Raw genomic sequence first — 26,363 nt, forward strand, 5'->3', positions numbered from 1 at the left:
CCCCCCCCCCCCCCCAACCTGATCGACGGCGCCGCCGCAGATTATGTCTTGGCCGAGCCTGCATGACCGCATCCTGGAACAAGGCGGCGAACCCGTCATCCTGTCCCGCAGGCATCGGCGGCATCAGCACGCCTACGACAGGGCCATCTACATGGAGGGCAACGGCATCGAACGCTTCTTCACCGCATCAAACACTTCCGACGAATCGCAACCCGATACGACAAGCTCGCCTCTACCTTCCGAGGTTCCGTCACCCTCGCCGCTGTCATGCTGTGGCTCAAATAGCTAAATCTTCATTATGACCTGGCCCCGAGTGGAGGAAATTCTCAGGGCACGTCCGTCTGCTTCCGCCACTTCACCACCGTTTTGAGGCTGACCCCAAATCCCGGCTCAGTGTCGCGAGCGAAGCTTGCGATCATTGTATTGCTGTTAGGACGGCGCGCTTGGCCGTGGCGCTCCCGTACGAACGTGGCTCACATATGGCTTACTTCCATTCCGATGAAAGAGTCACACCATCAAAATGTGTAATCAGACAGGGCTCGGCTTGGAGGTTTGTTGGCCTATGGCCCAAGGGTTGACAGCGGCGCTGCGATCCAGGTGATGAAGAATCTGGCTCATGCTTAAATCGCGATAACCGTCATGTGCGCGGGAACCAACGGAAACCCAGTGCGGATTTTTGCCAGGCTCGTGCAGCATGGCTTCGCCCCACTTGTCATACATGTCTGCGAGCTCGCCGTCATCCCATGCCACCCGGGCGTCATCGACGTTATGGCCGCGTGTTTTCGACTCGTGGTGAATAGCCTCGAGCCGGGGCTCGTATAGGACACGGAAGCCAGCCTCTCTGATGCGCAGGCACAGATCAATGTCGTTATACGCGACCGCGAATCTTTCATCGAAGCCTTCGACTGCTTCAAATATACTTCGCTTAATCGCCATCAACGCCCCCGTGACGGCAGATGCCTGGCGCGGGCGGCGCCAACGATTCATCGGCCCACCTGACGCCATGTCTGCGCCGACGCCTTCGTGAACAGGCCGGCCCTGGTTGATTCCCATGGCTATGCCTGCATGCTGGATCGTCCGATCTGGATAGAGAAGTCTGGCGCCTATAATCCCTACGGCTTCATCAGCCAAACTACTGCGAACGACGTCGTCCCACCCCTGGGTGAGGAACTCGATATCGTTATTGGCGAACACGAATATGTCGTGGTTCTGCCGGGTAGCAGCCAGGTTGTTGAAGCGTCCCCAGTTGAAGGGTTCATCCACCTTCATGACTTCGATATCGCCGCTCAGGACGCGTTCGGAAAGAAGGTTCAGGGCATCAGCTTCGGTGCTGCGGTGGTCGATTACCAGCACATCGACAGCCTCTGGATTTGAAAGCTTTTCTTTCAAGCTGTCGAGGCATGATCTGAGAATGTCAGCCTGATCCCGACTCGGGATAATGACCAGTATTCTCTCGTTATTATCGGCGCGGCGCGTACGTTTGCGAGTAGGTGGAGCGTGCACCATTGTCGCCGTATCTGAAATACGTTTGCTGCTAAGTATGCGTGGTAGATGGGCGACGATCAGGTCGCTCGCCAGGGCGTTAACCAGGATGCTACGGCGCCATTCGCTACCCGCAGCCGCTCCGAAAGTCACCATTAGGGGGTGCGCAGCAGCGCGTACAAGCAGGGACAACGGTGGATCGGGAGTGTTTGTCTGATCGTGGATGTCGGGCATGGCGTGTAAGGCGGGTCTGCTATAGGTCGCCCCGCGCCGCCAGTCGTAAGTGTGGTGGTCGTGATCAGCATAGATAACGTCGGCGCCCGTTCGCTCCGAAGCATAGCGCAGCCATCCCACAGCTTCACAGTGTAGACTGCAACCTGCCTCCGTTAATAACATCAGATCTGGACGTTGCGTAGGCCAAGGCTCCTTAGCGTCGTTTCTGATGAAGGTGATCCGGCTATCCTGACAGGCATAACTGGCGACAGGGTGTTCGTTCAGGTTCGCCGATACACGGATCACGGCTGTCCAATTGCTGTCCCTTTGGTCGAGAAGACTGTTGAGCGATAGACGAAGAAGGTCGGGATCCACGTCGACTGCATCGATCAATACGACCAGACTAGAACCAGCCGCTGCTGGGGGAGGCTGTACAGGGAAGGTCGATTTGAAGTTATGGTAGGCCTCTACCGGGTAGGTTGATACTGTCAGCCATTCTCGAATTGCATCTAGATTCTGATCCAGGAGGCCGCTGATCCGCCCGAGGCTGGCAGAGATAGCCGGGTGTCCATATTGCCCCTTCGGCAGGAAGTCGCGCCCACCAATGGCGATTAGTTCGTTGCGTGCGATGATTAGGCTGGGATCAATGTCCAGCGCTTCCAAGTATATCTCAATAGCTTCCTCTCGGCGTTGCTGCATCTTGAGAACGTGGCCAAGGTGAAGCCGTAGCTCTCCGTCGGCTGGGTCCGCGGCGCAGGCAAGGCGATAGGCTGCTTCAGCTTCGGACCAACGCCCAGCTTCCTTCAGCACATGCCCTAACTGAATGCGAATAGGCAGATTCGTGGGAGCAAGTACTAGCGCAAGGCCGTAATTTGTAATGGCGTCCTGCCAGTCTTGCCGATCCCTAGCAGCGTCACCCAATCTAGCCGCTGTCTTTGCAGCATCCTCCGCTGGGAGCGAAGGAGAATGGCGAGACGAGTGAGTCATAGCCTTACGATACGCCCGCGCGAGCCACCTCGAGATCTTCACAGATCTAACCGCAGATTAGAGGATTGCATCAGTCCACCGGTAGCTATGGTGTCATATCGGTCGAGATCGCTCACTGGGCGAGGGGCTGGCTCGGAAGTAAGAAGCGCCTCGCCGCCAAGCGCATCCATCTAGTATTTTGCGATGACATTGCGCAGATAATGGCCATAAGAGCTTTTTCCGAAGTCGTGTGATAGTCGTTCCAGCTGATTAACGTCGATGAAGCCGCGATCGAATGCGATCTCTTCGGGACACGCAATCTTGAAACCCTGACGTTTTTCGAGTGTACGGACAAATTCACCCGCCTCTAACAGGCTGTCAGGCGTACCGGTGTCCAGCCAGGCGAAGCCGCGCCCCATGATTTCGACAGAAAGCTTTCCTCGCTCTAGATAAATACGATTGACGTCGGTGATCTCCAACTCGCCGCGAGCTGAAGGCTCTAGGTTGGCTGCAATTTCAACCACGTCCTTGTCGTAGAAATAAAGCCCAGTCACTGCCCAATTGGATCTAGGGGCGGTTGGCTTTTCCTCTATCGAGAGGGCCTTCATGGACGTGTCGAAATCAACCACTCCATATCGCTCGGGATCGTTGACATGGTACGCAAAAACGGTGGCGCCTTCTGATCGTGACATAGCGCTGACGAAAAGGTCATTAATGCCGTGACCGTAGTAAATATTGTCGCCCAGAATGAGAGCTGATGGCTCGTCGCCGACAAAATCGGCGCCGATGATATAGGCCTGCGCCAACCCGTCTGGACTGGGTTGAACGGCATACTGGATGTCCATGCCCCAGCGCGACCCATCACCGAGAAGCGCACGATAGGCTGGCGTATCGCGCGGCGTGGAGATGATCAGGACTTCACGAATGCCCGCCAGCATCAGTGTAGAGAGCGGATAATAGATCATCGGCTTATCGTAGACTGGCATGAGTTGCTTCGATGTGACCAACGTCATCGGATGCAACCGTGTGCCGGAGCCGCCGGCGAGAATAATACCTTTCATGGTCACTCCTTGACGGACAGCTGGTCCACAATTTCAGAAACGGCAGACTGCCAAGGGCGAGGAACAACGCCGTATTCGCGCTGGATTCTCTGCGTCGCCAGTCGGGAATTGACTGGGCGGCTTGCGGCAGTAGGAAACTCGGCCGTGGTAATGTTCTCTACTTTGGCTGTGGGGCCGCCGTGGGCTTCGCTGAAGGCCAAGACTTCACGCGCCAGCCCTGCCCAGGTTGTAGCGCCGGCGTTGACGAAGTGAAAAATGCCTCGTGGGGCCGCCTCGTCTTCAATCATGCGCAGTGTGATCGTCTTCAGGGCTTCGGCGATATCCCTAGCTGAAGTGGGATTGCCGTGCTGATCATTCACGACGCGCAGCGTGGGCCGCTCAGTCGCCAGCCGAAGCATGGTTTTGACAAAATTCGTGCGGTGTTGGCTAACGACCCATGCGGTCCTCAACACTGTGGAGCGAGGGTTGCCCCTCAGAACGGCCATCTCGCCAGCCAATTTAGAAGCTCCATACACGCCAAGAGGCTGTACGGCTTCGTCTTCATTGTACTCACCGATACGCGCACCGTCGAAGACGTAGTCGGTCGAGACCTGGATCAACGGGATGCCCGCTGCACGGGTTGCGTCGGCCAGAAGCGCCGGCCCTAGAGCATTGGCGGAATAGGCGGCGGCCACTTCGTTCTCGGCCCGATCCACGGCGGTGTAGGCGCCTGAGTTGATAACCGCCGCATAAGCGCGCGACGAGAACAGCCGCGCTATGGCGCTTGCATTACCCAAATCTAACTCGGAACGCGCCGGTGCGTGAAGTGTGATGTGATCCGGCCACTTGGCAGCCAAGAGTTCCAATCCGACCTGTCCAGCACCGCCGGTGAGAAGGATGGAAAGCGGTTGCTCAGTCTCAAGCATGGGCTTTGCCCAGGCGCTCGGTAGCATAGCTGTTAGTCACAATAGTTTGCCACCACTCTTGGTTGTCGAGGTACCAGCGGACCGTGAGGCCGATCCCCTCTTCAAACGTCTTTGTCGGCTCCCACCCCAGCTCTCGCCGGATCTTCGACGCATCAATGGCGTAACGATGGTCGTGGCCTGGCCGGTCCGCGACATGGGTTATCTGGTCAGCATACAGGCGGCCGTCGACACGGGGGCGTTCCCTGTCCAGCACGGCGCAGATGGCCCGCACCACCTCGATGTTCTGGCGTTCTGCATTGCCGCCTACATTATAGGTTTCGCCTGGCGTGCCGCGTTCGAACACGGCTTGCAGGGCGCGAGCGTGATCATCGACAAAGAGCCAGTCGCGCACATTGGTCCCGTCGCCGTAAACGGGCAATGGCTCACCATTCAGGGCGCGAATGATGATCAAGGGGATTAGTTTTTCAGGGAAATGATACGGGCCGTAGTTGTTCGAGCAGTTGGTGACCAGGATGGGGAGGCCGTACGTATGCCCCCAAGCGCGGACGAGATGATCGGATGATGCCTTTGACGCCGAGTAGGGAGACCGGGGGTCGTAGGCAGTGGTTTCCGTAAATAAGCCTTCATCCCCCAGCGATCCGAATACTTCGTCCGTGGAGATATGGTGGAAACGGAAAGCTGCTTTGGCCTGATCATCCAGGCTGCGATAATAACCTAGTGCCTGTTGTAGCATAACGAAGGTGCCAACCACGTTGGTTTGGACAAATTCGCCGGGCCCGTCGATCGAGCGATCAACATGACTTTCAGCCGCCAGGTGAGCGATTACCTGCGGTCTGAATTCCGTCAGGGCTTTAACAACGGCTTCTGGGTCGGTGATGTCGGCGCGAACAAAGCTGTAGCGTGGATTGGAGACTATAGGCTCAAGAGAGCTGAGGACGCCTGCATAGGTGAGCTTGTCATAGACTAGCACCTCGTGGTCCGTGTGATTCATCAGCTGACGAACAAGAGCCGAGCCGATGAAACCAGCTCCTCCCGTAACCAGAATGCGCAAAATAATTTCTCCGTCAGTAGCGTCGCTGTATCGGGTGTGCAGCCTAATCGGATAGTGCCGTTAGGGGGACACCGTCATAGTCAAACGGGCTGTCAAATTCGGCTAACGGTGGCAGGGCTGCGTCTTTATCCGACAAGATCGGGCCCAGGGCCGGGAGAGGCCAATCGATTCCGATTTCGGGGTCGTTCCACAGCAGCCCGCCATCACAATCCGGCGCATAAGCGGCGGAAACCTTATAAATTACCTCGGTATCGGGTTCGAGGGTGATGAAGGCATGGGCAAAACCAACAGGCACATAGAGCTGGGAGCCGTTATCAGCTGACAGCAGGGCGGAAACCCACTTGCCATAGGTTGGAGAGTCCCGACGAACATCTACAGCATAATCCATTATGGAACCGCGTGCGCACCGGACCAATTTTGCCTGTGCATACGGAGGCCTCTGAAAGTGCAATCCACGAATGGTCCCTGTTAAGGCCGAATACGAGTGATTGTCCTGGACGAAATTATGATGGATGCCCGCTTTGGCCAGTGATTGCTCAGAATAAGTTTCTGAAAACCAGCCGCGATTGTCGCCGAATCTTTTGGTTTTTAATAGCTGGACCGTCGCCATGCGTTCGTCGCTTCTCTCAACAAGGTCACGCAATCCTAGAGATCCTCAGCGTGCGAGTGCATGTAGCCCAAGCGTTCTCGGTAGGGCAATCCGCCTCTCAGGTACTCAGCACCACCTGCAGCCTCTGTTCATGGTTTTCTATGGTAGGAATTTTGAAATTTCGAGATCGCTTCCGAGCGATCTGGAGCGGTTATCTAATCGCTTCAACTTGCCTCGGGTTGTCAGGTGCAAGCGACAATTGGGGGTCTCATTGGTCAAGCGGCGCAGGCCACGATATCCTGATAGAGTTGCTCATAGGCTTCCTGCGGGGGCCGGGACGTGTCTCGGCAGGTTTTAACCAACCCGGACGATCTCAACGCCAAAGAAAGTCACTTCGCCGTCGAAGGCTCCCTCTAGCAACAACAGTCGAAATTCGGACGCCGAGGGCTTATCCCATTCGTATTCGATTTCAACCTGGAATACGCCTTCCCGCTCCGGACGAAAGTGATGTGAGGTGTATGTATCTTGAGCCCCCCAATCGACCCTGTACTGGTGTCTTGTGGTGGGCGCGCTGAAGCCAATACGGGCGACAGCTTTCCAGCGTCCCGCTGGCATGACGATGTAAGGGCCGAAGACCAGGAAGCGCGGACGGCCGGTCAGGTCGAGGACGGCTTCTTCCTTGTTGTGGCGAACATCCTTTGCGTTGATATCAAAAACCTCACTTCCCCAGAAGGCGTGGTCGACCGCGTAGATGGAAAGGGCCTCCTTTAGCGCTCTGTTACGATTGGACGTTGGGGGGGATGTTGGGCCAAGCAAGGAGAGGCCGGGAAAGGGTTCGACTGTAGTGGCTGCGAAGTCTTCGGCTTTGAAAACTCGGTCGGGATAGAGGGCGTATCCGCGTCGGATGAGGTCAGAAGCACTCTTGACCGCAGCATGGCGTGGAGCAGGGTCGTTGTCTGAGTCCACCTTGGCGGAGAGGGGACCGTTGGTGCTCAGTAAGACGGCAACGTCCTTTGCCTGAACGCCAGCTTTGCGAGCCTCTTCAGGGTTTGGCGACAGGGTCAATGTCTTGCCTGGCGCGGCCGTGTTGGCGTCAACTGCCGAATTGATGACCGCAAAGCCCGCATCCGTCGCCTGTGCTGTGATCGAAGCCACCCAGTCATCCCGATCGGCGCATGGCGGAATGATCAGCCACAGATGTTGTTTGGTGTTAGGCATGGTCAGGCGGCGCGCAGCCAGGTGTAGACTTCGACGGCCTCCTGGATGTCATCGAAAATCTTGGCCTTGCCACTCTCGATGATCAGGGCCCGGTCGCAGTAGCGGGTGATCAGATTGGTGTCGTGCGACGCCATCAGGAAGGCGCAGTGGCCTCGGTCTTCGAACAGGCCTTCCTGACATTTGCGCTGGAAGCGGGCGTCGCCGACCGCCACCAGTTCGTCGATCAGATAGCAGTCGAACTCGATCGCCAGCGACAGGCCGAAGGCCAGGCGGGCGCGCATCCCGGACGAGAAATGCTTGACCGGCTCACGCAGCGCCTTGCCGAGTTCGGCGAAGTCGTCGACCCGCGCCAGGGTCTCCTTGTAGTCGCGTTTATACAGACGCGACAAAAAGCGGACATTGTCGAGTCCGGACAGACTGCCTTGGAAGCCGCCGGAGAAACCGATGGGCCAGGACGTCGTCATGTTCCATTCGATCTTGCCCGTGCTGGGGGGCATGATGCCGCCCAGCATCTGGATGAGCGTCGACTTGCCCTGGCCGTTGCGGCCCAGCAGGGCGAGCCGGCCAGAGCGGCCGAGGTCGAAGTTGACATCCTTGAAGACGGGACGTTTGCTCGACTTGAATTTCTTGCTGACGTCGAGGACCCGCAAGCCCGGCTCTTCGAGCGCCATCAGTTCTGCCTGTGTTCCCGAATGCCGGCCCAGACCAGCCATCCGATGGCGTAAAGCAGCAGCGATGAGGCGAAAATGGTCAAGATCGCCCGCCAGCGGCGCGGCTCGTTGCCCTTGTCCGGCAGGCTGGGTGATACGATGCGCTCCAGGTAGAGCTTCTGGCGGCTGGCTTCCTGCTGGGCAGTCAGCAGGCTGGCTTCGGCCTGGGCGACGCGGCGTTCCGCAATCTCGCGCTGCAGCATCAGGTCTTCATAGGCGCCTAACTTGGGCGCCAGGGAGTCGGCGCCACCGGCGAGGCGGGCGCGGGCGTCCTCCACCTGGCGTTCCAGCCCGGCGATGCGACGGTTCAGGGCCGGCAGTTGCGGGCTGGCTGGCGCCTCGGCCGTCAGCTGGTCGCGTTCGGCCTTCAACTGGGCGATGGTGACCAACAGGGTTGCGCTGACCTGCGTGCTTTCCGCCGCTTCGGCGCGCGGGTCGAGGAAGCGCGTCGAGGTGCGGAAGGCGGTCAATGCCTGTCTGGCGGTCTCGGCGGCGGCCAGGGCGGCCTGGCGGTCGCGTTCGGCATCGCGCAGGGCGTTCGTGGTCGCGCGTTCGTTCAACTGGTTGATTAGGGTCTCGCCGCTATCCAGCATCGCCAGATTAAGCGCCTGGGCTTCACGGGCGGAAAAGGCCTGAACGCGGATGGTGCTGATGCCGGTGCCGGCATCGTGGCCGACCGTGAGGAAGCGCTGGAAGGCCTTATAGAGACTCTCTTCGCTGTCGCCGTCCCAAGGACGTGGGTAACGAGACAGGGCGTCTGCGCCGGGACGGCCCAAAATGGCGCGCAGGTTGAACCGCTTCTGCATTTCCTTCATGCCGTCGCGAGATGTCAGGTACTCATGAACAGCGAAGGCTTCATTGGTGCTGGTCGAGAAGCCCGCAACGCTCAACGCCATGCCGACCGTCGTGGGTTGGGATACATTCGCCGAGCGGACGACAAACTGTGCCTCCGATACATATCGCGGCGAGGCGATCAGCAGATAGTAGACAGCGGCCAGCACGGTGGGCGCGCCCACCACGATCATGAAGGCGATCGGAAGCTTGCGCTTTTTACCGGTCTTTCCTGGCCCTGAAAGCATTTTGGGCAAGGAGCCTACGTACTGCAGCTTGGAGTCGGCCATGCGTGCCTTCTACCCTTGGGAATGGACATAAATGGTAAATAAAATCAATCGGACGACATGTGCTCCCGGGCACCAGCGATCAGCAGCAGGCCTGCAATATTGAGGCATGCGCCCCAGATGATCGGGTATATGGGATCGTAGTGGGTGATCACGAACTCGCCAAACACAGCCGCGCGCATCATTTCCACACCATGGACGAAGGGCACGGTCAGATAGATCTTCTGAGCCGCTGGCGGCACCCACGCAACCATGAAGAAAACGCCCGATAGTGGGATCATGGCGTAGCTGATCAGTCCGATCATGCGTTCGAACACCTCGAAACGCATGGCCAGTCCGGCCAGCACCAGGGCCAGACCCGAAGCGACCCAGGCTAGGGTGAACCAGCCCTGATAAAGCAGCAGATAGTTGAACGGCAGGCTGACCTGTTCAAGGCTGAGCAGCACCAGATAGACAATCAGGAAGGCGGTCGTGCTGCCAGCCAGTTCCAGGATGATGCGGGCAGACAATATGTGCATCGGGGCGATGCGGCGATGGTAGAGCAACCCCAGATTCGATTGCAGCGCGGTGGACAGCAGGCTGATCATGTGTCGGATCAGGATCAGGCTCATGTAGCCGGTCATTACGAAGGGGGCGAGGCGGATACCGTGCTCATAGGGCGACTTGGTGAAGCTCCAGAGGATCATCACGCCGAAACAGAAGAGCAGCGGTTCGCCGACAATCCAGGCGAAACCCAGCCCGGTGCGGCCGTAGCGGGTGGCCATTTCGCGCAGGATCAGCGCCCCGACAATGCGCGTGTGATGCTCCACGCCGGCTGCGAAACGGCGCAGGAACGACGTCGGCTTGTCAGACAGGGGCGTATCGGAAGCCATTGAACCTTACCTAGACCGGGACGGACGAAGCCCGGACGAGCTCAGGAATGCATCAAGGATGATGCTCGCCGCCTCTTCTGCCGTACTTTTTATGACTTGGACATGAATTTCAGCATTTTCCGGCGCCTCATAGGGGCTGTCGATGCCGGTGAAGTTGGTCAGTTCGCCGCGTCTGGCCTTGGCGTAGAGCCCTTTGACGTCTCGGGCCTCGACTACCTCCAGCGGGGCGTCGATGAAGATTTCCAGGAAGGGGAGGTCGCCCATCATCTCGCGGGCCATCGCCCGTTCGGCGCGGAAGGGCGAGATCAGCGACACCAGGACGATCAGCCCGGCGTCGGCCATCATGCGGGCGGCCTCGGCGGCGCGGCGGATGTTCTCGACCCGGTCGGCCTCGGTGAAGCCCAGGTCGCGGCTGAGGCCGTGGCGCAGGTTATCGCCGTCGATCAGATAGGTGTGGCGCCCCTCGGCGGCCAACTGCTCCTCGACCAGGTTGGCGATGGTGGACTTGCCTGCGCCCGACAGGCCGGTGAACCACAGCACGGCCGGTTGTTGGCCCTTCAGGGCGGCGCGACGGGCGCGGTCGACCTTGATCGGCTGGCGATGGATGTTGTGCGCGCGGCGCAGGGCGAAGCGGATCATCCCGGCCCCGGCTGTCGCCTGGCTCATCCGGTCGATCAGGATGAAGCCGCCCATTTCGCGGTCTTCCTCATAGGGGGCGAAGGCGATGTCGGCGCCCAGCGACAGATGGCAGACGCCGATATCGTTCAGCTCCAGAGTCCGCGCGGCCAGCGGCTCCAGGGTATTGACGTTGACCCTGTGCCGGATGTCGGTAATCGAGGCGGCGACGGTGCGCGCGCCCAGCTTCAGGTCGTACTGACGGCCGGGCAGCAGCGGCGCCTCGGCCATCCAGATGACGGCGGCCTCGAACTGGTCGGCGGTCTCCAGCGGAGCGTTGGCGGCGCACAGGACGTCGCCGCGCGACAGGTCGATCTCGTCGGTCAGGGTCAGGACGACCGACTGGCCGGCGCGGGCCTCTTCGGCGTCTTCAGTAGGCGTCAGGACGCGCGCAAGCGTGGTCGTCACGCCGGAAGGCAGGGCGCGCACGGCGTCGCCGGGTCTCAAACGACCCGCCGCGATTCGGCCCGTATAGCCGCGAAAGTCCAGATGCGGCCGGACCACGCCTTGCACGGCCATGCGGAACGGCAGGTGCTGACCTTCTGACAGCGGCGTCAAGGCCTCCAGAGTCTGCAGGACGGTCGGGCCGGCGTACCAGCCGGCCCGCTTGCACTGTCTTACGATGTTGGCGCCGGTCGCGCCGGACACCGGAATGGCAGTGACCTCCAGCCCGACCTGGGCGCCGTAGGAGGCGAACTCGGCGGCGATGGGCTCGAACGCAGTCTGGCTCCAGTCCGCCAGGTCCATCTTGGTGACGGCCAGAACCACCTGACGCACGCCCATCAGGGCCAAGATATGAGCGTGACGGCGCGTCTGGGTCAGCACTCCCTTGCGCGCGTCGGCCAGGATGATCGCCGCATCGGCGGTCGAGGCGCCGGTGGCCATGTTGCGCGTGTATTGCTCGTGGCCGGGCGTGTCGGCGACGATGAAGCTGCGCCGCTCGGTCGAGAAATAGCGATAGGCCACATCGATGGTGATGCCCTGCTCGCGCTCGGCCAACAGGCCGTCCACCAGTTGGGAGAAGTCCAGCGCGCCGTCCGCATCAGTCACGGCGGCGATCTGGTCGTCGGGCACGGCGCCCACGTCATGCAGCAGACGGCCGATCAGCGTCGACTTGCCGTCGTCCACCGAGCCGCAGGTGATGAAACGCAGCAGGTCGCGCTGGGTGGAGGGCGCTGACGCCATCAGAAATAGCCCTCCTGCTTCTTGTGCTCCATCGACCCGGGCTGGTCGCGGTCGATCAGACGGCCCTGGCGCTCGGAACTGCGCGAGGCGCGCATTTCGGCGATGACGGCCTCCAGCGTCGTCGCCTCGCTCTCGATGGCGCCGGACAGAGGATAGCAGCCCAGGGTGCGGAAGCGCACGGTGCGAACCTCGGACTTCTCGCCAGGCTTCAGCCGCATCCTTTCGTCATCGACGACGATCAGGGCGCCTTCGCGCCTCACGACCGGGCGCGGTGCGGCGAAATACAGGTCGACGACGGGAATATTTTGGGCGGCGATGTAGTCCCACACATCCAGCTCGGTCCAGTTGGACAAGGGGAAGACCCGCATGGTCTCGCCCGGCGAGACGCGCGGGTTATACAGGCTCCACAGCTCCGGCCGCTGACTGCGCGGATCCCAGAGATGGCCGGGGCCGCGGAAGGAGAAGACGCGCTCCTTGGCTCGGCTGGCCTCCTCGTCGCGACGCGCTCCGCCGATGGCGGCGTCGAAGCCGTGCAGATCCAGCGCCTGCTTCAGCCCTTGCGTCTTCCACAGATCCGTATGCACGGCCGAGCCGTGGTCGAACGGATTGACGCCGCGCTCGACCGCCTCGGGGTTTCTGTAGACGATCAGCTCCATGCCGCTTTCGGCGGCCATGCGGTCGCGCAGGGCGTACATGGCGCGGAACTTCCACGTTGTATCGACGTGCAGCAGGGCGAAGGGCGGCGGGGCCGGATGGAAGGCCTTGCGCGCCAGGTGCAGCAGGGCCGCCGAATCCTTGCCGATCGAATACAGCAGCACCGGGCGCGCGCATTCGGCCGCGGCCTCGCGCAAGATGTGGATGCTCTCGCTCTCCAGCCTCTGGAGGTGCGTCAGGCGTTCAGAGGAAAGGGCGGTGAGCATGGGGTTAGACACGACGTCAGGCCTGCGTCAGGCCGACCTTGCCGTACAGGTCACGCAGTCGAGCCTGATAGGCGGCGGGCGTAAACTTACCAGCCTGGATCAGGCCCCGCGCCTGCAGATCGTAGCGCAGGCCCTCGTCGGCGTCCAGCGCCTGGATGCCGCGCGTCATCGCCTGGACGTCATAGGGATCGACGATCACGGCCGCGTCCCCGGCGACTTCGGGCAGGGAGCCGCCGGTCGAGGTCAGCACCGCCGTCGACAGGGCCATGGATTCTAGCACCGGCAGGCCGAAGCCTTCATACAGGGACGGAAACAGCGTGGCCTTCGCGCCTCGGATCAGGCTAATCAGCATGGAGAAGGGCATGTATTCATACTGGCGAATACGGTCGGCGCTGGGGCCCTCGTCGCGCTTGACCTGGTTCAGCAGGGCGGTCTCGCCCTCGTCCAGCCAGGCGCGGCCGCCGATGATGACCAGAGGGGTCTTGCTGCCCGAGGCGAGATAGGCTTCGACGATCCGGCCCAGGTTCTTCTTGGGCTCGATGGCGCCGAAATGCAGGAAGTAGTCTTTCCATCCCAGGTTGAAGACGCCTTCCAACTCCAGTTCCACCTCGGCCTGGCTGCGTTCCGTCAGCGTCGTTGGCAGGTGGACGGCCTGATAGGTGTTGGTGACGCGGTCCTCGGACACGCCCAGCAGGCGGATGACGTCCTGGCGGGTGGTTTCAGAGACGACGGCGATGTGATCGGCGCGGGCGGCCACGGCCTGGCACAGCTTCATGTACACCGCCTTGTCGTCCATCGTGGTGTGCGGCAGACGCAGCGGGATCAGATCGTGGATGGTGTAGATGTTCGGCGCGCCCTTGGCGTAGAGCGGCAGGGTCGCCGTCCAATGCATCACATCGGGCGCGGGCGCGTCATTCGTCGCTTCAAAAAGGACCGACGTTTCCTTGCCGTATGCGGCGAAGCAGCGGTTGGCGTTTTGGAACAGGTTCTGCGCCGCCCAGAAACGGTCGACGGCCGGGCGACCCCCGCCGCGACTGGGCCAGATCACTTCGCCTGAAGGCAGGATGGCGTGGGCCTCACGGCCAAAGCGCGACATGTAGGTGTCGCGGAAACGCTGCATCTTCTTCTTACGGCTCAGCTTTTCGGGCGGACGTTCGGCGTCGGTCAGGGCGGTTTCATTGACGACGTTGCTCGCGCGGCGCGGGGTGGGCGGGCCATACAGGGCCTGGGTTCCCAGGCCGATTTCACGCGCGTTGATCAGCAGATTCCGACCATAGGTGGCGATGCCCGATCCCTTCGCCAGCGCCAGGTTGAAGCCGTCAATGCAGATGGAAGCCATGGTGTCCAATACGTCGTAGCGATTGGGCGGATGTGGACGACAGGGCGAGCGGCAGGTCAAGGGGGCAGGCGCGCTTGGCGTTTACCCTCTGTTTATTTCTGTAGCGTGTGGGCCACTGTTCTCAAATTACCTGTGACTTTGATGTCTTTATGCTCGACCAGAAATGGCAACGCTGGTAGGGACGCGGCAGGTGACTTTCTGGTCGCCCACCCGTCAATAGACCTCGGAGGGCCGCATCCCATGCGTGTCAAGAGTTTGATCCTGGCGTCGAGCGCAGCGGCCGCCCTGGCCCTGTCGGCCGGCGCTGCATCGGCTGAGCCCGATGGCTGGTACGGCGCGATCGACGCCGGCTACCACATCATCGACGACATCAACACGGAAGCGTCGACGAACGGCCACAACTGGAATTGGGAAGTCAACGACGGCTGGGCGGCGTTCGCTCGCCTCGGCTACCGTTTCAACCCGAACTGGCGCATGGAACTCGAAGGCGGCTACCGCTCGGGCGACATCGGCAAGGTGCGCGCTGTCTCGGGCCCGAACGGCCTGTGCAACCTGACCCCGGCCACCGGCCCGTGCCACTCGCCGGAAGGCGACATCGAGTCGACGACTCTGATGGCCAACGTCCTGTACGACTTCGGCTCGCCGGACTGGACCATTCGTCCGTTCGTCGGCCTGGGTGTCGGTGTGAACCGCGTCAATGTCGATACGATTGGCCGCCTGCGCCAGAACCCGGGCGTCACCTTCGCCGCCGACGACAGCTCGACCAAGTTCGCCGCTCAGGCGATCGCCGGTCTGGCTTGGGCCGTGGGCGATCGCGCCAACATCGATCTGACGTACCGTTATCTGACGGGCGATATGGAATTCGACAACTCGTCGGTCGGCACGGGCGCTGTTCCGTACGGAACGTTCTCGGGCGACTACGACCAGTCGCACACCGTTACGCTGGGCCTGCGCTATGCGTTCGGCGCCGAGCCGGCGGCTCCCCCGCCGCCGCCGCCGCCGCCCCCGCCGCCCCCGCCGCCTCCCCCCCCGCCCCCGCCGCCGCCTCCGCCGCCTCCGGCCAAGCCGGCTGCGCGTCAGTTCGTGGTCTACTTCGACTTCGACCGTTCGGACCTGACGGCGGAAGCCCGCTCGGTGGTGACGCAAGCCGCCAACTACGCCAAGTCGGGCGCTCCGACCCGCGTGCTGGTGGTCGGCCACACCGACACCCAGGGCGCTGCGGCCTACAACCAAGGCCTGTCGAACCGCCGTGCGCGCACCGTGGCTGACGCCCTGGTCGCTCAAGGCGTCAACGGCGGCGTGATCTCCTTGGACGGCAAGGGTGAGACCCAGCCTGCCAAGGCCACCGGCGACGGCGTGCGTGAGCCGCTGAACCGCCGCGCCACCGTCGACATCAACTTCTAAGGCTCAAGGGGGCCGGTCGTGATCGGCCCCCGAAACCTTAAGGTTGCAAGACATGAAGGACGGTCGATCCCACGGGGCGGCCGTCCTTTTTCTTTGGCTTTTTCTTGGACCTGCGGTCGGGCTTCGCTGGCGATCCGCCGCGACCGGGGCTATTGCGGCAGGGACGGTTGATAAGAGGAGCAGTCCATGCGCGTCGCTATGATTGGAACAGGCTATGTCGGCCTGGTGTCAGGCGCCTGTTTCGCCGATTTCGGCCACACGGTGACCTGCGTCGACAAGGACGCCTCGAAGATCGAGCGCCTGCACCAGAACATCATGCCCATCTATGAGCCGGGGCTGGATGATCTTGTGGCTGACAACGTCCGCGACGGGCGTCTGGCCTTCGCCGTCGACGGCGCCGAGGCGATCCGCACGGCGGACGCCGTCTTCATCGCCGTGGGCACGCCGTCGCGGCGCGGCGACGGCCATGCTGACCTGTCTTACGTCTATGCGGCGGCCGAGGAGATCGCCGACCTGATGCAGGGCTTCACCGTCGTGGTGACCAAGTCTACCGTCCCCGTCGGCACCGGCGACGAGATCGAGCGCATCATCCGCGAGCGTCGTCCCGACGCCGAGTTCGCGGTCGTCTCCAACCCTGAGTTCCTGCGCGAAGGCGCCGCCATCGGCGACTTCAAACGCCCTGACCGCGTGGTGGTCGGCACGACCGACGAGCGCGCTCGCGCCGTCATGGCCGAGCTGTATCGGCCGCTGAACCTGAACGAGACGCCGATCATGTTCACCGGGCGTCGCACCTCCGAACTGATCAAATATGCGGCCAACGCCTTCCTGGCCATGAAGATCACCTTCATCAACGAGGTCGCCGACCTGTGCGAGGCGGTCGGCGCCGACGTGCAGCAGGTCGCGCGCGGCATCGGCTTGGACAACCGCATCGGCTCGAAATTCCTGCACGCCGGGCCGGGCTACGGCGGATCGTGCTTCCCCAAGGACACCCTGGCCCTGGTCCGCACCGCGACCGACGCCGGATCGCCGTTGAAGCTGATCGAGACCACGGTCGCCATCAACGATGCGCGCAAGAAGGCCATGGCCGACCGCGTCGCCGAGGCCCTGGGCGGCGATCTGAAGGGCAAGACGGTCGCCCTGCTGGGCCTGACCTTCAAACCGAACACCGACGACATGCGCGACGCCCCCTCGCTGGACGTGGCCCCGGCGCTGATCGAGCGCGGCGCCGTTGTCCAGGCCTTCGATCCCGAGGGCATGGAGGAGGCGGCCAAGCTGCTGGACGGCGTGGTGTTCAAGGACGGCCCCTACGACGCCCTATCGGGCGCTGACGCCGCCGTCATCATGACGGAGTGGAATCAGTTCCGCGCCCTGGATCTTGACCGGATCAAGCTGCTGCTGAAGCAGCCGGTCATGGTCGACCTGCGCAACGTCTATCGCCCGGAAGACATGCGGGCGCGCGGTTTCCGCTACTTCTCCATCGGCCGCCCGCTGGACGCGGCCTGACTAGAGCAGCAGCAGGCGACCGGCCGTGATGACTGCGGCGGCGACCACGACGGCCGACACCGCCGCGATCCCGATCAGTTTCATCGCCCGGCCCAGGCCGTCGTCTTCCATCCGAATCTCCTGCCTGGATAGGCCGACAGTCCGCCCCGCAAGGCAAGAGGGCAGGGCGTGAAGCTGTGCTGTTTTTGGCTTGACTGTGGAGCACGCAAAAGGGGGCGGCGCATAACGCGCCGCCCCCTTCTTTACATCCAGCTGTCGCCGATCAGCCCGTGAAGGGGCGAATCAGGATTTCGACGCGGCGGTTCTGGGCCTTGCCTTCCGGCGTGGCGTTGGAGCCGATCGGCGCGCGGGCGCTCATGCCGGCGACATAGATGCGCTCACGCATCACGCCGCGGTTGATCAGGTGCGAGGCGACCGAGGCGGCGCGGCGCTCCGACAGCGGCTGGTTGATGGCGTCGCCGCCCGAGGAGTCGGTGTGGCCGACCACGTCGACCATCGAGCGGTCGTACTGGTTGAGCACGCGGGCCACGTCGTCCAGCACCGGCAGGAAGCGCGGGTCCAAGTCCGACTGGTTGGTGGCGAAGGTCACGTCCGACGGCATCCGCAGGACCAGATTGTTGCCCTGACGCGCCACGCCGACGCCGGTGCCCGACAGTTCGGCTTCCAGGGCGCGCTGCTGGCCGTCCATGTACTGGCCGACCCCGGCGCCGGCCAGGGCGCCGATGCCTGCGCCGATCAGGGCGTTCTTGCGGCCCTGCTCGCCGCTGGAGGTGTTGGTCAAATAGCCCAGCAGCGCGCCGCCCAGGGCGCCCGCGACGGCGCCGGTGCCGGTGTTGTTGCGGCGGGGCGCGGAGCTGTAGGGGTCGGTCGTGGTGCAGGCGGCGGCGCCCAGCAGGGCGGCGATGCTCAGACCGGCGACGGCGATCTTGGCGCGCATGGGAAATCCTTTCGATGGCGACTTCTGGTCGCGTGAACGCTTGCCCCACAGTTAAGGTTTCAATGTGTATGGACCATGAACGCGGACCGGCGTCGCCTGCCGTTGACCTCCGCAGCCTGTCCCCCCATCTGTAACAGCGGCCGGGCGCTTCGCCGATTACGGGGGGCGCCGGACGGCCGAGGTCGCTTCATTGCGAGGGCCCCATGACTGCACGCACCCTGTTGTTCGACAGCCCCTTCCTGTTGGGTTTCGACCATACGCGCGCCCTGATCGATCGGGCGGCCAAGGCGGCGGCCGAGTCCTATCCGCCCTACAACGTCGAGCAGCTCGGCGAGGCGGCGGTGCGCATCACCCTGGCGGTGGCGGGCTTCACCCCCGAAGAGCTGTCGGTCACGGTGGAAGGGCGTCAGCTGACCATCACCGGCAAGCGCGACGACGCCGGGCGCGACCCTCAGGCCTTCCTGCACCGGGGCATCGCGGCGCGGGGTTTCGTCCGCAGCTTCGTCCTGGCCGACGGGCTGGAGATCGCGGGCGCCCGCCTGGAGCATGGCCTGCTGCACGTCGAACTGATCCGCCCGGAACAGGAACGCAGCGTGCGGCGCATACCCATCACGACGGGCTGAACGGCCGTCGAACCGCCTGGCTTTCCAGGCGTTTAGTCAAGCGTAAGGAGGCGGTCTTATGACGCCCAACATGAATACGAAGGACTTCGCCGATTTCGGCGCCCCGGACCTGGTCTATGTCCGCGCGATCCGCGCCTCAGACGTTCTGGAGGACGTCAGGGTCGAGACGGCCGCCGACATCGAAATCGATCCGGATCAGATTCTCTATGCGGTGCACGGCGCCGACGGCGAGCGTCTGGCCGTCATGCTGGACCGCGAGACCGCCTTCGCGGCCGCCGTGGCGCATGATCTAGAGCCGATGTCGGTCCACTAGGCGCATCTGCGCCGTTCTTGAAACGGATGAAGACGTGAGGAAGACCGCTCAGGCGGCGGTCTTCGACACATCCTTGACGAACAGAGCGCGGATGGCGTCCACGGTCCGCGCCTGGCGCAGTTGCTCGCGCAGTTCCGGCGAACGCAGGGCGCGCGACACCGCCGCCAGCGCCCGCAGATGCTCGGCCCCGGCGTCCAGAGGGGCGAACAGGGCGAACAACAGGTCCACCGGACGATCGTCCAGCGATTCATAGGCGACCGGCGTGTCCAGGCGCACGAAGACGGCGCAGACCCGATCCAGCCCCTTGATGCGCGCGTGCGGCACGGCGACGCCCGACCCCAGACCCGTCGAGCCCAGGGCCTCGCGCTCCTGCAGGGCCTCGAACGCCTTGTCGGCGTCCAGGTCGAAAGCGGCGCCGAAGGCTTCCGCTACGGCGTGCAAGGCCTGACGTTTGGATGACGCCCCGCCCCGCAGGACGATCCCGTCCGACGACAGCAAATCAGCGATGTCCATGCTTACCCCGAAAATCGAACCCGACATTGGCGGAAGGGCGGGTGCTCTTTAGCGCCTTCGCCCTTCCTGAGGAAGCCTCAGCCGACAGCTTGCGCCGCCGCGCCCTTGGTCGTGCGTTGCGGATCGATCCAGCCGACGTTGCCGTCGGGCCGGCGATAGACCACGGCCAGGCCGCCGTGGGCGGCGTTGCGGAACATCACCAGCGGATAGCCGGTCATGTCCAGTTCGGCCACGGCGCGCCCCACGGTCAGGGTGCGAATCTCGGCCTCGGTCTCGGCGATGACCATGCCCACGGGAGGCGGTTCGCCCGGCAGGCCCGCCTCGCCGAACTCCTCGTCCTCGACGGTGTCGGGGTCGCGGAAGATAGTCAGGGAGGCGACTTCGCGCGCGGCGTTCTCGGTCTTCTCGGGCGACAGGCCCTTGGGCCCGATGTGGTGGTCCTTGAGGCGGCGCTTGTAGCGACGCACGCGCTTCTCGAGCTTGGACAGGCTGTCGGCGAAGGCCGCCTGGGCGTCGCCGCCGAAGCCGGTCGTCACCAGCGACTGGCCCGAGGCCAGACGCACCCAGCAATCGACCCGGAAGCCGTGTCGATCCTTGGACACCACGACCTCGGCGTCCTGGGCGCCGCGGGCGAAATACTTGCCGATGCCCTCTTCGAGTTCCTGGGAGATGCGCGAGCTTAGCGCTTCGCCGACATCCACTTGCTTGCCGCTGACTTGGATCTTCATGTCCACTAGAACGCGACTGACAGGCTTTGGTGTCAATGCCGATCACCGATTTGTGGTGACGCTTGAGAAGGGGTCAGCCGGCTTTCATCAGGCGGCGGCGCTGGATCGACGAGGGAATGCGCAGGGCCTCGCGATATTTCGCCACAGTGCGCCGCGCGATGTCGATTCCCGCCTCGTTCAGAATCTCGACGATGCGGTCGTCGCTCAGCACGTCGCCGTCGCCGGATTCGCCGTCGATCATGGTCTTGATTCGCTGGCGCACGGCCTCGGCCGAGTGGGCCGCGCCGCCGTCGCTGGACTGGATGGCGGCGGTGAAGAAGAACTTCAGCTCGAACACCCCGCGCGGGGTGGCCACGTATTTGTTCGAGGTCACGCGGCTGACCGTCGATTCGTGCATCTCGATGGCCTCAGCCACCGTCTTGAGGGTCAGGGGCCGCAGGAACTCGACGCCGAAGGCCAGGAAGGCGTCTTGCTGGCGCACGATCTCGGACGCCACCTTCATGATGGTGCGGGCGCGCTGGTCCAGCGACTTGACCAGCCAACTGGCCTGGGCGGCGCAGTCGGCGACGAAGGTCTTCTCCGTGTCCGATCGGGCGCCTGCCGCCACCACGGCGTGATAGCGTTTGTCGACCAGCAGGCGGGGCAGGGTGTCGGTGTTCAGCTCGATCCGCCAGCCGCCGGCCGGGTCGGGGCGCACATGGACGTCGGGCACGACCGTCTGGGCCGGTTCGCCGCCGAAGCCGGCGCCGGGCCGCGGCGTCAGGGCCTTCAGCTCGGCGATCATCTCGACCAGATCCTCGGCGTCGACGCCGCAGATTTTGCGCAGGGCCGCCAGGTCGCGCCGCGCCAGCAGCTCCAGATGATCCAGCAGGGCGCCCATGGCCGGGTCGAAGCGGTTGCGCTCGACCAGTTGCAGCTTCAGACATTCGGGGATGGAGCGGGCCATGACGCCGGTCGGCTCGAAGCCTTGGCAGACGGCCAGCACGGCCTCGATGCGCGCCTCGTCCACGCCCAGCCGCTCGGCGATCTCGCCCAGGTCGGCGCGCAGATAGCCGCCTTCGTCCGTGGCGTCGATCAGGGTCAGGGCGATGGCGTGGTCGGCGGGGCTGAAGCCGGCGGCCGAGGCCTGGGCCTGCAGATGCTCCCACAGGGTCTCGTCGCGCTGGTCGGGGCGTTCGCGCTCCTCGCCGTCGGCCAGGCCGCCGCCGGAGCCGGCGCGGGACCAGTCGGCCAGGCCGGGCTGGTCGGTGGCCGGATCATCCCGGCGGTCGCTGACGCGCTCGCCGGGGGCGGCGTCGCCGTACAGATCGTCGGCGCCGGCGTCCAGGCTCTGGGCGTGGGCGTCCGAGCCTTCGACGAAGCGCATCTCGCCGTCGTCGCCGCCGTCGCCCGCAGACGCGTCATTGGCGGCCTCGCGCGCGCTCTCGGAGCCGGGCTCGCCCTCGTCCCGCTGCAGCAGGGGATTGCGCTCCAGCTCGCCCTCGACGAAGGCCTCCAGCTCAAGGTTCGACAGTTGCAGCAGCTTGATCGCCTGCTGCAGCTGGGGCGTGATGACCAGCCCCTGCCCCTGTCTGACCTCCAGCCTCTGACCGATCACGTCGTTTCCACCCCGCGCGCAGGCGCTGTTGGCCCGCTTCTTGCTGGGATCATGGATCGGAAGCCGTTAACGCGAGGCGAACAACCGCCGCGTGAGGCCTTCTGGGCGTCAGGCGTACATTTCGCCCAGGTAGACGCGGCGCACCTCGGCGTCGGCGACGGCCTCGTCGGCCGTGCCTTCAAACAGGACGGATCCGGACGAGATGATCGAGACGCGATCGATGATGTCCAGCGTCTCGCGCACATTGTGGTCGGTGATCAGCACGCCGATGCCCTGGCTGGACAGATAGCGGATCACCTGGCGGATGTCGGCGATGGCCAGGGGGTCGATGCCCGCGAACGGCTCGTCCAGCAGCATGAAGCTGGGCCGCGCGGCCAGGGCGCGGGCGATCTCGACGCGACGCCGCTCGCCGCCCGACAGGCCGGTGGCCGGGGCGTGCCGCAGGTGGTCGATGCGCAGCTCTTCCAGCAGGCGGGTGGTCTCGTCCCGCACGCCGGCGGCGGTCTTCTCGCGCAGTTCGACCACGGCCTTGACGTTCTGCTCGACCGTCATGCCGCGGAAGATGGAGGCTTCCTGCGCCAGATAGCCCAGGCCCATGCGGGCGCGCTGGTACATGGGCTGCTGGGTGATGTCCTCATTGTCCAGCCAGATCGAGCCGCTGTCGGCGGGGATCAGGCCGGTGATCATGTAGAAGCAGGTCGTCTTGCCCGCCCCGTTGGGGCCCAGCAGGCCGCAGACCTCGCCGCGCTGGACGTTCAGGGAGACGTCGCGCACGACCTGGCGCTGGCCGAAGCTGCGGGCGATGTGCTCGACGCGAAGGCCAGTCGGACGCGCATCGTCGGCCGAGGTCGCCGCCGTCTCGGCGGCGGGCGCGTCCCGGTTCAGGGCTGAGAGTTCCTTGCGCGCCACGCGGGGTCAGTTCCCTTGCGGATAGAAGACGCCCTGGACGCGGCCGTTGGCGCCGCCGCCCTCGATGCGCGCCGTCTCGGTGCGGACGTTGTAGACGAGGCGGTTGCCGGTCAGCACGCTCTTGCCCTGGGTCAGGATGACGTCGCCGGTCACGACGACGTTGCCGTCGTTCAGCGTGTAGACGGCGCGGTCGCCCTTCATGCTCTGGTCCGGGGTGACGAAGTAGACGCTGCCGGTCGCTTCGATGCGGCTCAGCTCCCCGTTGGCCGTGAAGCCGCGGATGGCGTCGGCGCGCAGGCGGTTGGACCCTTGCGTCACCTCGGCCCGTCCGCGCAGGGAGAAGCCGTCGGGCGTATATTCCCCGCTGTCGGCGCCGTACTGGACCGGCTGACGGCTGGCGTCGGCGCGGTTTTGGGCGCCCGAAACGGCGGGCAGGGCCAGGGCGGTCATCAGGACCGCGCCCGCGATCGTCAGCTTGGACTTGGACATGTTCATCGGTCGGCTCCGGCGGGATTGATCGTCCCGCTTACCTTGGTTTCGCCCTGGCCGTTGAAAACGACCCGCTGGCCTTGATCATAAATCGCATAAGACGAAGCATTGATGCTTCCAAGGGGGCCGCGACCCTGCACCCCCTTGTCGCCGGTCACCACCCCGGTCTCGGTGTCGACCACGGCCTCGGGCGTGACCAGGGTCCAGCCCGTGCCGCCGTCGGAAATCTTCACGTTCGGGCCGATGACGACCTTGCGCTGGGTTTCCAGATAGGTGCCGCCGTCGGCGGTCAGCTCGGTCGTCTTGCGCGCGCCGAGGTTGAGCCGCAGCAGCGGACCGACCAGGCGGAAATGGCCGGTCGCCGGATCACGCACCGCGCCCTGGGCGCCGATGACGAAGGAGCGGCCCTGCGCGTCCTGGCCGTGGAACATGGGGTTGTCCAGGCGGATCTCGCGGCTCTCGCTGGCCTTGCGCTCCACCCCCGACATGACGGTGCGGAACACGGTCCAGGTCAGGGCGCCCCCCGCCAGCATCAGGATGACGATGGGCAGGACGCGGCGATACAGCTTCACCCGGCGCGAGCGCGTGCGCCAGCGTTCGCCGGCGCGGGCGACGCGCGCCTCGTCGGCGCGCTTCTGCTCGTCCTGGGCGGGCTGTTCGCTCATCGGCGTCTCGGGTCCGATTCTCAGGCGTGGGCGAAGATGTCGATCTCGTCCCAACCGGCCAGGTCGAGGCGCGAACGCACGGGCAGGAAGTCGAAGCAGGCCAGGGCCAGCTCCATGCGGCCTTCACGCACCAGCATCTCGTTCAGGCGGTTCATGATGGCGTGCAGATACAGAACGTCCGAGGCGGCGTAGTCGAGTTGCGCCTGGCTCAGTTCCGCCGCGCCCCAGTCCGAGCTCTGCTGCGCCTTGGACATGTCGACTCCGGCCAGCTCCTTGGCCACGTCCTTCAGGCCGTGGCGGTCGGTGTAGGTGCGCGCCAGTTTCGACGCGATCTTGGTGCAGTAGACCGGGCGCGTCTCGACGCCCAGGTGCAGGTCGAACATGCCGATGTCGAAGCGGCCGAAGTGGAAGATCTTCAGCACCTTCGGATCGGTCAGCAGCCGCTTCAGATTGGGGCAGTCGTAGGCCGGACGGTTCAGGCGTACGACGTGGGCGTTCCCGTCGCCGGACGACAACTGCACCACGCACAGCGGATCGCGACGGAAGCGCAGGCCCATCGTCTCGGAATCGATCGCCACCTGCGGCCCCAGGTCGAGGCCGTCGGGCAGGTCGCCTTCGTGGAAATAAACCGTCATGCGATTAAAACTCGTCAGTCGTTCAGGCCGTAACATAGACGAACCGCGCGCTATCGCTAGGACGCAAGCTCGACCTTTGCTGTCGCGGCCGTCGAAAGGAAAGGGGAGGGCCGGAATGACAAACGGCGCCGCATCCGATCGGATACAGCGCCGCTTGAGAAATGGTGCCCAGGAGAGGACTCGAACCTCCACGGCCGTTAAGCCACTGGCACCTGAAGCCAGCGCGTCTACCAATTCCGCCACCTGGGCCCGGTGGGTCGCCCCGCCGAGGGCCGGACTAATAGGGGGGAGCCTCGGGGCGGTCAACAGGCTTTTTCTCGATTCCTGAAAAAACTGCGCCGTTGACCAAAAGCTCCGAGAAATCCGCGCTCTATCAGGCCAGCCAGACCATCATCCGCGTATCGGCGCTTTCGCCCCGCGCGCGGCTGAAGGCCGGGCGGGTCTCGCCGGTGTACAGGAAACCGGCCTTCTCCAGCACCCGGCCCGAGGCGGGGTTGTCGGCGAAGTGGCCGGCCATCAGGGCGCGGCGCTTCCACCGCGTCGAGGCCCAGACCAGGGCGCCTTCCAGCGCCTCGGTCGCATAGCCGCGGCCCCAGAACTCGCGCCCGATCCAGTAGCCGGCTTCGGGCACGGCGTCGGTGTTCTGGAACATGCCGATGATGCCCACGGGACCGTGGTCCTCGTGCTCGATCAGGAAGGTGTTGGCCCGCTTCGGATCCTGGGACGCCACCTGCAGGACGAAGTCCTCGGCGTCGTCGACGCGAAAGGGGTGGGGCATGCGCTGGGTCATGCGGGCGATGTCGTGGTCATTGGCCAGGGCCGCGATCCGCGTCACGTCCTGGGCGCCGGGCGCGCGCAGCAGCAGACGCCGCGTCTCGACGACGGGGGAGGTTTCGATCACGCACATGGTTCGGCCTCGATGTCTTCGGCGCCGCCTCCTTGGAGGGCTCGGGCGGCTTGCGAGGCGGGGAAACGCAAACGGGGAGCCTGGTGATCCAGACTCCCCGCGGAAAATTTTCCCTTGGTCCGGATCGGCTGCTGTCGAGAGCAACGCGATCCGGGGAAATACTGTCCTGGCTTCGCGTTACTCGGCGGCCATCGCCTGGGCGTCGTCGTTGGCCGGGAGAATCGACACGTAACAACGGCCGCCACGTTTGGTGGTGAACTGCACCGCGCCGGTCGCCGTGGCGAACAGGGTGTGGTCGCGGCCCAGGCCGACGTTGGCGCCCGGGTGGAACTTGGTGCCGCGCTGACGCACGAGGATGTTGCCGGCCAGCACGCGCTCGCCGCCGAACTTCTTCACGCCAAGGCGCTTCGACTCTGAGTCGCGACCGTTACGCGACGAACCGCCGGATTTCTTGTGAGCCATCTTGCTGCTCCTCTTCCTTGGTGCGCTACCGCCCGTTCGGGCTGCTTGAGCGCGCCATCTGTCCTGCTAGGCGCTGATCCAGCGCCGGTGAAAATCTTAGGCCTCGGCGCCTTCGGAGGCCTCAGCCTTGGGGGCGGCCTTCTTGGCGGGAGCCTTCTTGGCCTTCGGAGCCTCGGCTTCGACAGCCTCGACGCGCGGGGCCAGGCCACGAGCGCGGGCGTTGATTTCCGCCTTGGTGATCAGCTCGACCTTGCCGTCCCACTTGGCCTTCTCGCCGGCGCCTTCGATGCCGGTGATGCGCAGGACCGATTCCATCTGGCGATGGCCGTTCGTGCGGCGATAGCCCTGACGGCGGATCTTCTTGAAGATCTTGA

General features: G+C 63.9%; 26 protein-coding genes, 1 tRNA gene and 2 pseudogenes. 4 read left to right on the forward strand and 25 right to left on the reverse strand.

Annotated features, from left to right (window positions below; all coding sequences use genetic code 11):
• Positions 1 to 182: 182 nt before the first annotated feature.
• The 13 genes and pseudogenes from B3D50_RS15755 to B3D50_RS00275 form a co-directional block, all read right to left on the reverse strand.
• A pseudogene (locus B3D50_RS15755) lies at positions 183 to 269 on the reverse strand (hypothetical protein); the annotation flags it as partial.
• 259 nt (positions 270 to 528) lie between these two features.
• A complete protein-coding gene (locus B3D50_RS00220) occupies positions 529 to 2,682 on the reverse strand; it encodes a glycosyltransferase (protein ID WP_286948691.1) in 2,154 nt (717 codons plus the stop codon).
• 170 nt (positions 2,683 to 2,852) lie between these two features.
• Complete coding sequence (rfbA, locus tag B3D50_RS00225) at positions 2,853 to 3,722, reverse strand: glucose-1-phosphate thymidylyltransferase RfbA (RefSeq protein WP_286948693.1); 870 nt, start codon at positions 3,720 to 3,722, stop codon at positions 2,853 to 2,855.
• 2 nt (positions 3,723 to 3,724) lie between these two features.
• Positions 3,725 to 4,627 (reverse strand): dTDP-4-dehydrorhamnose reductase, encoded by a 903-nt coding sequence (rfbD, locus tag B3D50_RS00230; RefSeq protein WP_286948696.1) that lies wholly within the window; start codon positions 4,625 to 4,627, stop codon positions 3,725 to 3,727.
• Complete coding sequence (gene rfbB / locus B3D50_RS00235; RefSeq protein WP_313414583.1) at positions 4,620 to 5,678, reverse strand: dTDP-glucose 4,6-dehydratase; 1,059 nt, start codon at positions 5,676 to 5,678, stop codon at positions 4,620 to 4,622. The genes rfbD and rfbB overlap by 8 nt, the downstream gene beginning before the upstream one ends.
• A gap of 43 nt (positions 5,679 to 5,721) precedes the next feature.
• Complete coding sequence (gene rfbC, locus B3D50_RS00240; protein WP_286948698.1) at positions 5,722 to 6,288, reverse strand: dTDP-4-dehydrorhamnose 3,5-epimerase; 567 nt, start codon at positions 6,286 to 6,288, stop codon at positions 5,722 to 5,724.
• Between the two features lie 333 nt (positions 6,289 to 6,621).
• A complete protein-coding gene (locus tag B3D50_RS00245) occupies positions 6,622 to 7,485 on the reverse strand; it encodes a hypothetical protein (RefSeq protein WP_286948699.1) in 864 nt (287 codons plus the stop codon).
• 2 nt (positions 7,486 to 7,487) lie between these two features.
• Positions 7,488 to 8,135, reverse strand: coding sequence for an ABC transporter ATP-binding protein (locus B3D50_RS00250; protein WP_286948700.1), 648 nt, complete (start codon positions 8,133 to 8,135; stop codon positions 7,488 to 7,490).
• 20 nt (positions 8,136 to 8,155) lie between these two features.
• Positions 8,156 to 9,316, reverse strand: a complete 1,161-nt coding sequence (locus B3D50_RS00255; protein WP_286948701.1) for a chain-length determining protein — start codon at positions 9,314 to 9,316, stop codon at positions 8,156 to 8,158.
• A 44-nt stretch (positions 9,317 to 9,360) separates the two neighbouring features.
• Positions 9,361 to 10,185 (reverse strand): ABC transporter permease, encoded by an 825-nt coding sequence (locus tag B3D50_RS00260; RefSeq protein WP_286948703.1) that lies wholly within the window; start codon positions 10,183 to 10,185, stop codon positions 9,361 to 9,363.
• Positions 10,186 to 10,191: 6 nt separating this feature from the next.
• On the reverse strand, positions 10,192 to 12,045 hold the full coding sequence (gene cysC, locus B3D50_RS00265; RefSeq protein WP_286948705.1) for an adenylyl-sulfate kinase: 1,854 nt from the start codon (positions 12,043 to 12,045) through the stop codon (positions 10,192 to 10,194).
• The gene (cysD, locus tag B3D50_RS00270) at positions 12,045 to 12,965 is read right to left on the reverse strand and encodes a sulfate adenylyltransferase subunit CysD (RefSeq protein WP_286948707.1); all 921 of its coding nucleotides are present in this window, start codon (positions 12,963 to 12,965) and stop codon (positions 12,045 to 12,047) included. The genes cysC and cysD overlap by 1 nt, the downstream gene beginning before the upstream one ends.
• Before the next feature lie 16 nt (positions 12,966 to 12,981).
• The gene (locus B3D50_RS00275) at positions 12,982 to 14,304 is read right to left on the reverse strand and encodes a glycosyltransferase family 4 protein (RefSeq protein ID WP_286948709.1); all 1,323 of its coding nucleotides are present in this window, start codon (positions 14,302 to 14,304) and stop codon (positions 12,982 to 12,984) included.
• Positions 14,305 to 14,544: 240 nt separating this feature from the next.
• On the opposite strand from B3D50_RS00275, the gene B3D50_RS00280 reads away from it, so the two are divergent.
• Complete coding sequence (locus B3D50_RS00280; protein ID WP_286948711.1) at positions 14,545 to 15,708, forward strand: OmpA family protein; 1,164 nt, start codon at positions 14,545 to 14,547, stop codon at positions 15,706 to 15,708.
• 186 nt (positions 15,709 to 15,894) lie between these two features.
• Positions 15,895 to 17,211, forward strand: coding sequence for a UDP-glucose dehydrogenase family protein (locus tag B3D50_RS00285; protein ID WP_286948713.1), 1,317 nt, complete (start codon positions 15,895 to 15,897; stop codon positions 17,209 to 17,211).
• A 262-nt stretch (positions 17,212 to 17,473) separates the two neighbouring features.
• Here B3D50_RS00285 and B3D50_RS00290 read toward each other — a convergent pair whose 3' ends face one another.
• A complete protein-coding gene (locus B3D50_RS00290; RefSeq protein ID WP_286948715.1) occupies positions 17,474 to 18,148 on the reverse strand; it encodes an OmpA family protein in 675 nt (224 codons plus the stop codon).
• Positions 18,149 to 18,351: 203 nt separating this feature from the next.
• On the opposite strand from B3D50_RS00290, the gene B3D50_RS00295 reads away from it, so the two are divergent.
• Both B3D50_RS00295 and B3D50_RS00300 read left to right on the forward strand, forming a co-directional pair.
• A complete protein-coding gene (locus B3D50_RS00295; protein ID WP_003163940.1) occupies positions 18,352 to 18,771 on the forward strand; it encodes an Hsp20 family protein in 420 nt (139 codons plus the stop codon).
• Between the two features lie 58 nt (positions 18,772 to 18,829).
• Entirely contained in the window at positions 18,830 to 19,084 is a 255-nt protein-coding gene (locus tag B3D50_RS00300) for a DUF1150 family protein (RefSeq protein ID WP_003163939.1), read from the forward strand.
• 48 nt (positions 19,085 to 19,132) lie between these two features.
• Here B3D50_RS00300 and B3D50_RS00305 read toward each other — a convergent pair whose 3' ends face one another.
• The 11 genes and pseudogenes from B3D50_RS00305 to B3D50_RS00355 all read right to left on the reverse strand — a co-directional run.
• Complete coding sequence (locus B3D50_RS00305) at positions 19,133 to 19,597, reverse strand: PTS sugar transporter subunit IIA (RefSeq protein WP_003163938.1); 465 nt, start codon at positions 19,595 to 19,597, stop codon at positions 19,133 to 19,135.
• Positions 19,598 to 19,674: 77 nt separating this feature from the next.
• Entirely contained in the window at positions 19,675 to 20,325 is a 651-nt protein-coding gene (gene hpf / locus B3D50_RS00310; RefSeq protein WP_286948717.1) for a ribosome hibernation-promoting factor, HPF/YfiA family, read from the reverse strand.
• 73 nt (positions 20,326 to 20,398) lie between these two features.
• The gene (rpoN, locus tag B3D50_RS00315; RefSeq protein ID WP_286948718.1) at positions 20,399 to 21,922 is read right to left on the reverse strand and encodes an RNA polymerase factor sigma-54; all 1,524 of its coding nucleotides are present in this window, start codon (positions 21,920 to 21,922) and stop codon (positions 20,399 to 20,401) included.
• 108 nt (positions 21,923 to 22,030) lie between these two features.
• Positions 22,031 to 22,831, reverse strand: a complete 801-nt coding sequence (lptB, locus tag B3D50_RS00320; protein ID WP_076224610.1) for an LPS export ABC transporter ATP-binding protein — start codon at positions 22,829 to 22,831, stop codon at positions 22,031 to 22,033.
• Between the two features lie 6 nt (positions 22,832 to 22,837).
• Positions 22,838 to 23,326 (reverse strand): LptA/OstA family protein, encoded by a 489-nt coding sequence (locus tag B3D50_RS00325; protein WP_286948720.1) that lies wholly within the window; start codon positions 23,324 to 23,326, stop codon positions 22,838 to 22,840.
• Positions 23,323 to 23,985, reverse strand: a complete 663-nt coding sequence (lptC, locus tag B3D50_RS00330; protein ID WP_003163932.1) for an LPS export ABC transporter periplasmic protein LptC — start codon at positions 23,983 to 23,985, stop codon at positions 23,323 to 23,325. The genes B3D50_RS00325 and lptC overlap by 4 nt, the downstream gene beginning before the upstream one ends.
• Before the next feature lie 20 nt (positions 23,986 to 24,005).
• A complete protein-coding gene (locus B3D50_RS00335; protein ID WP_046651929.1) occupies positions 24,006 to 24,620 on the reverse strand; it encodes a ribonuclease D in 615 nt (204 codons plus the stop codon).
• 162 nt (positions 24,621 to 24,782) lie between these two features.
• Positions 24,783 to 24,869, reverse strand: a tRNA-Leu gene (locus tag B3D50_RS00340).
• Positions 24,870 to 24,993: 124 nt separating this feature from the next.
• Positions 24,994 to 25,527 (reverse strand): GNAT family N-acetyltransferase, encoded by a 534-nt coding sequence (locus B3D50_RS00345; protein WP_286948723.1) that lies wholly within the window; start codon positions 25,525 to 25,527, stop codon positions 24,994 to 24,996.
• A gap of 177 nt (positions 25,528 to 25,704) precedes the next feature.
• Positions 25,705 to 25,989 (reverse strand): 50S ribosomal protein L27, encoded by a 285-nt coding sequence (rpmA, locus tag B3D50_RS00350; RefSeq protein ID WP_040344569.1) that lies wholly within the window; start codon positions 25,987 to 25,989, stop codon positions 25,705 to 25,707.
• 96 nt (positions 25,990 to 26,085) lie between these two features.
• Positions 26,086 to 26,363, reverse strand: a pseudogene (locus B3D50_RS00355) (bL21 family ribosomal protein); the annotation flags it as partial.

This window comes from Brevundimonas sp. UBA7507, assembly GCF_002478355.1.
GTDB classification, from domain to species: domain Bacteria; phylum Pseudomonadota; class Alphaproteobacteria; order Caulobacterales; family Caulobacteraceae; genus Brevundimonas; species Brevundimonas diminuta_D.

Excerpts from the sequence above, each read along its gene's own strand:
- hpf (WP_286948717.1), bottom strand. The coding sequence starts at position 20,325 with ATGAAGATCCAAGTCAGCGGCAAGCAAGTGGATGTCGGCGAAGCGCTA.
- B3D50_RS00345 (WP_286948723.1), bottom strand. The coding sequence starts at position 25,527 with ATGTGCGTGATCGAAACCTCCCCCGTCGTCGAGACGCGGCGTCTGCTG.
- B3D50_RS00245 (WP_286948699.1), bottom strand. The coding sequence starts at position 7,485 with ATGCCTAACACCAAACAACATCTGTGGCTGATCATTCCGCCATGCGCC.
- rfbA (WP_286948693.1), bottom strand. The coding sequence starts at position 3,722 with ATGAAAGGTATTATTCTCGCCGGCGGCTCCGGCACACGGTTGCATCCG.
- B3D50_RS00335 (WP_046651929.1), bottom strand. The coding sequence starts at position 24,620 with ATGACGGTTTATTTCCACGAAGGCGACCTGCCCGACGGCCTCGACCTG.
- rfbC (WP_286948698.1), bottom strand. The coding sequence starts at position 6,288 with ATGGCGACGGTCCAGCTATTAAAAACCAAAAGATTCGGCGACAATCGC.
- cysD (WP_286948707.1), bottom strand. The coding sequence starts at position 12,965 with ATGCTCACCGCCCTTTCCTCTGAACGCCTGACGCACCTCCAGAGGCTG.
- B3D50_RS00305 (WP_003163938.1), bottom strand. The coding sequence starts at position 19,597 with ATGGACATCGCTGATTTGCTGTCGTCGGACGGGATCGTCCTGCGGGGC.
- B3D50_RS00300 (WP_003163939.1), top strand. The coding sequence starts at position 18,830 with ATGACGCCCAACATGAATACGAAGGACTTCGCCGATTTCGGCGCCCCG.
- B3D50_RS00255 (WP_286948701.1), bottom strand. The coding sequence starts at position 9,316 with ATGGCCGACTCCAAGCTGCAGTACGTAGGCTCCTTGCCCAAAATGCTT.
- lptC (WP_003163932.1), bottom strand. The coding sequence starts at position 23,985 with ATGAGCGAACAGCCCGCCCAGGACGAGCAGAAGCGCGCCGACGAGGCG.
- cysC (WP_286948705.1), bottom strand. The coding sequence starts at position 12,045 with ATGGCGTCAGCGCCCTCCACCCAGCGCGACCTGCTGCGTTTCATCACC.
- rfbD (WP_286948696.1), bottom strand. The coding sequence starts at position 4,627 with ATGCTTGAGACTGAGCAACCGCTTTCCATCCTTCTCACCGGCGGTGCT.
- B3D50_RS00220 (WP_286948691.1), bottom strand. The coding sequence starts at position 2,682 with ATGACTCACTCGTCTCGCCATTCTCCTTCGCTCCCAGCGGAGGATGCT.
- B3D50_RS00285 (WP_286948713.1), top strand. The coding sequence starts at position 15,895 with ATGCGCGTCGCTATGATTGGAACAGGCTATGTCGGCCTGGTGTCAGGC.
- B3D50_RS00325 (WP_286948720.1), bottom strand. The coding sequence starts at position 23,326 with ATGAACATGTCCAAGTCCAAGCTGACGATCGCGGGCGCGGTCCTGATG.
- B3D50_RS00275 (WP_286948709.1), bottom strand. The coding sequence starts at position 14,304 with ATGGCTTCCATCTGCATTGACGGCTTCAACCTGGCGCTGGCGAAGGGA.
- B3D50_RS00295 (WP_003163940.1), top strand. The coding sequence starts at position 18,352 with ATGACTGCACGCACCCTGTTGTTCGACAGCCCCTTCCTGTTGGGTTTC.
- rpmA (WP_040344569.1), bottom strand. The coding sequence starts at position 25,989 with ATGGCTCACAAGAAATCCGGCGGTTCGTCGCGTAACGGTCGCGACTCA.
- B3D50_RS00260 (WP_286948703.1), bottom strand. The coding sequence starts at position 10,185 with ATGGCTTCCGATACGCCCCTGTCTGACAAGCCGACGTCGTTCCTGCGC.
- B3D50_RS00280 (WP_286948711.1), top strand. The coding sequence starts at position 14,545 with ATGCGTGTCAAGAGTTTGATCCTGGCGTCGAGCGCAGCGGCCGCCCTG.
- B3D50_RS00290 (WP_286948715.1), bottom strand. The coding sequence starts at position 18,148 with ATGCGCGCCAAGATCGCCGTCGCCGGTCTGAGCATCGCCGCCCTGCTG.